2 protein-coding genes are annotated in these 3,247 nt (G+C 63.6%); both read right to left on the bottom strand.

Annotated elements, in window-relative coordinates:
- Positions 1 to 1,295: 1,295 nt before the first annotated feature.
- Complete coding sequence (locus BQ17_RS13300) at positions 1,296 to 2,192, bottom strand: polysaccharide deacetylase family protein (protein WP_089727834.1); 897 nt, start codon at positions 2,190 to 2,192, stop codon at positions 1,296 to 1,298.
- Complete coding sequence (locus BQ17_RS13295; protein ID WP_256091601.1) at positions 2,192 to 3,103, bottom strand: GNAT family N-acetyltransferase; 912 nt, start codon at positions 3,101 to 3,103, stop codon at positions 2,192 to 2,194. The genes BQ17_RS13300 and BQ17_RS13295 overlap by 1 nt, the downstream gene beginning before the upstream one ends.
- Positions 3,104 to 3,247 lie beyond the last annotated feature (144 nt).

The raw sequence follows: 3,247 nt of genomic DNA, 5'->3' as shown, positions 1-3,247 counted from the left end.
GCCTGGCGCGTCCCGCGCCCGGCGGCGAACCGCATCTTTGGACTATTACCTGACGGAAGATTCCGAACCAACCGCAATGGCTTCATCGATGCATTTCACCCGCATTTACGCTCCGGCAGCGGCGGAGCGGGATACCGCCCGATCTTAAGGTTCCAGTAGGTCCATGAACGGGCGTCGAACACCCCCGGCGGGGCGTTGCGCGGATCGCCTCGGCCAACTCCGCGTCGGAGACCTGCTGCCGCAAGGTCTGCATATCCTCGTGGGTGCCGTAGGTCAGGACATGGGCGATGAAATGCACCGGCTCCCGGACTGCCTCTGCGGGCGACTTGAACTACAGGGTCCGCCGTGCCACGCGCTCCAGCGTGGAAACGCCGTCTTGTCCGCTCCCGCGGACTCAGCTCCTGTGTGCTGATCGGCGTTGGCGGTTAGCCTACCGAGGCGCTTAATCGACGCTGGAGCGTCGGATCCCTCCTCCGTCGGGACCAGGTCTGCTCCCACGCTGGAGCCTGGGGAGCCAGCCGAAAATCAATGCCGGTAGAAAATCAATAGGTTAGTTTTTAGACAGCCTCTAAGCGTTACCGGTCAGCGAAAAAGAGGAAAGGCTCTTTATGGATTCCGGACTGCCAACGATCATGGAAGGGTCCCACCGGACCTTTTGGAGTGCGGCGGCAACCTGACCCCGAGGCTTACCGGAACCTACAGCGCCAGGCATAAGTGGGGGGGCGGCCAAGTGGCACCATCCTGCCGCCGCTTTGGATTTGGCGAGGTATCCGTTCCCAACAAAGCTGTTGCGGCCAGGGGAAAGCGCCGTCGCCGCGGCGCGGGTGGAACCTCAGTGCCCGGATTCCCGGCCAATGCCGCTGGTATCCCCCGTGACTGAGGTTCGATGCAGCCGCGCCGCTTTGCCGGCGCACTCCAAAGCAGTCCGGAATCCATAAAGAGCCACCTTCCGTAATTGAGAGTAGCTGTACTAGGGTGCGTTCTCAATTGAGCTGAATCCTCATGAAAATCAAGCACATCAGGCCCATGCAGCAGTGGCTGCGAGTTTCCGAGACACTCCGCGGCGCGGAGCTTCCGCGTTCCCACGCGGCACGTGGGAACGAGAGAAAATACTTCTCTTAAATCCCACATGAGACAGAATTTAGTATGAAATATGGTGGCTTCATCCCACCACTTCCGGGAAAAACGAATTCTTTCACAGTCTCTGGAGCGTGGGAACGAGCGTGAAAGATCTCTCCCTTCGGTCGAGATGACAGGGAGTGGTTTTACCATGAAATTTTCGGTGAAACCGGGTACTAGGCCGGATGCTCGGCCAGCCAATGCCGGGCGATCGCTTCGCGCCGGCAGATCCATGTCCGGTCTCGGCTCCGCACATAATCGAGAAACCGCGCCAGTGCCAGCGCCCGGGCTGGATGACCACTGATGCGACCATGCAACCCGACGCTCATCATCTTGGGGCAACGCTCGCCTTCCTGCCACAGGATGTCGAAGGCGTCTTGCAAGAGCCGGAAGAAGTCGTCCCCACAGGCAAGACCGTTCGGGAACAAGTACCGGGCGTCATTGTTGACCAGGGTGTAGGGGATCACGAGATGCGGTGGGGATGATCCGGCAAGCCAGTAAGGCAGATCGTCGTTGTAGGCGTCCGAGTCGTAGAGAAATCCGCCCTCCTCCCGCAGCAGGCGGCGGGTGTTGTGACTGACCCGCCCGGTGTACCAACCCACGGGGCGTTTGCCGCACAGCCCCTCGATGGTCTCGATGGTGCGGCGGATGTGCGCGCGCTCTTCGTCTTCGGGGATCTGGCGGTAGTCGAGCCAGCGGTAACCATGCCCGGCGACCTCGTGCCCGGCAGTACGCAGGGCATGGGCGATCTGTGGGTTGAGCGCCAGGGCCAGGCCGACGGCAAAGACGGTCAGCGGCAGACCGCGGGCCTGAAAGAGCTCGAGGATACGCCACACGCCTGCACGCGAACCGTACTCATACATCCCTTCGACGCTGAGGTCCCGCTCTCCGATCCGCGGCGGGCGGCCCGGCAACTCGTGTAGCCAGGCCTCGGATCGGGCATCGCCATTGAGGATGTTCGACTCCGCGCCTTCCTCGATATTGAGCACAAACTGCACGGCGACGCGGGCCTCGCCGGGCCAGCGTGGAGGGGGTGGGCAATCGCCGTAGCCGACGAGGTCGCGCTCGGTCATCAGCCCAGCTCAAAGGTGGTGACGCCGAAGATGCGCCGGTGGGCAATAGCCGGGGCCGGACCCAGATACATCCGGGCACAGCCGAAGACCTCGACCATCCGGTGGCGGTGTACCAGCTCGAGCGCGGCAGGGTTGTTCTCCGGGGCGTCGAGGAACAGGGGGCCGCCGGCGGCACGCTCGGCCAAGTGCGCGTAGAGGGCTTGGGCGGCTTGGGCGTCGTCGGCGAACAGTGGACCGATCTTGTAGCCTTGGCCACAGCGGCGGACCACTCCGTATCCGCTCAGGTTCCCAGCGCGCCGGCAGCCGAGGGCGGCAGCGCCGGGTTGGGATAGCCACCCCTTCAGGAAGGTCGCGCGCGGGGCGGGAAAGCAGGCGCGGTCGTAATCGAGGACCTGATCGAAAGGGACCTCGACCAAGGGGACGATCTCTTGGTTGCCGACGGTCGGGGTAACCGGTCGCGGGGTAATTGGTCGCTTGGGGATCTCCGCGCGAAAACGGAGGTTGCGATGGGAGAAGACGAAGCCACCCTTGGCGTAGTAGTCCTGCATCGTGAGGACGCCATCCAGACCGATGCTCGCACCCGGGCGCAGCCGTGCGAGCAGACGCTCGCGGCGGGCGTGCCAGAGGGTATTGCCGAGCCCCTTGCCGCGAAACTCGGGCCGGACGATGAAGAAGCCCATGAAGCCGAATTCACCCTGGTAGGCGGTGATGGCGCCACCGCCGATCAATTCTCCTGCGAGCTCGGCGGCGATGAAGGCGTCGGGATCGGTAGCCCAGAAAAGCCGGGCGTCGTTGAGGCCGGGGTTCCAGCCCTCGCGGGCGGCCCAGCCGACGAGCGCGTCCACCTCGGGACGGGTCATGTTGCGGATCACAAGCTCCTGGGTCATGGTCAGGCCCTCGTCGTTGATCATCGCCGCTCCGGAGCTCGCCCGATGCCCGGCATGTGGACGCCGGAAACCGTACGGAGTTTGTCCCGAATTCGGCTGGCTCCCCACGCTCCAGCGTGGGAGCAAATCCCGACGCTCCAGCGTCGATTAAGCGCCTCGGTAGGCTAA

It is taken from the genome of Candidatus Thiosymbion oneisti, from assembly GCF_900092655.1.
In the GTDB taxonomy this organism is placed as follows: Bacteria; Pseudomonadota; Gammaproteobacteria; order Chromatiales; family Chromatiaceae; genus Thiosymbion; species Thiosymbion oneisti.
This window is presented reverse-complemented; position numbering and strand designations above follow the sequence as displayed.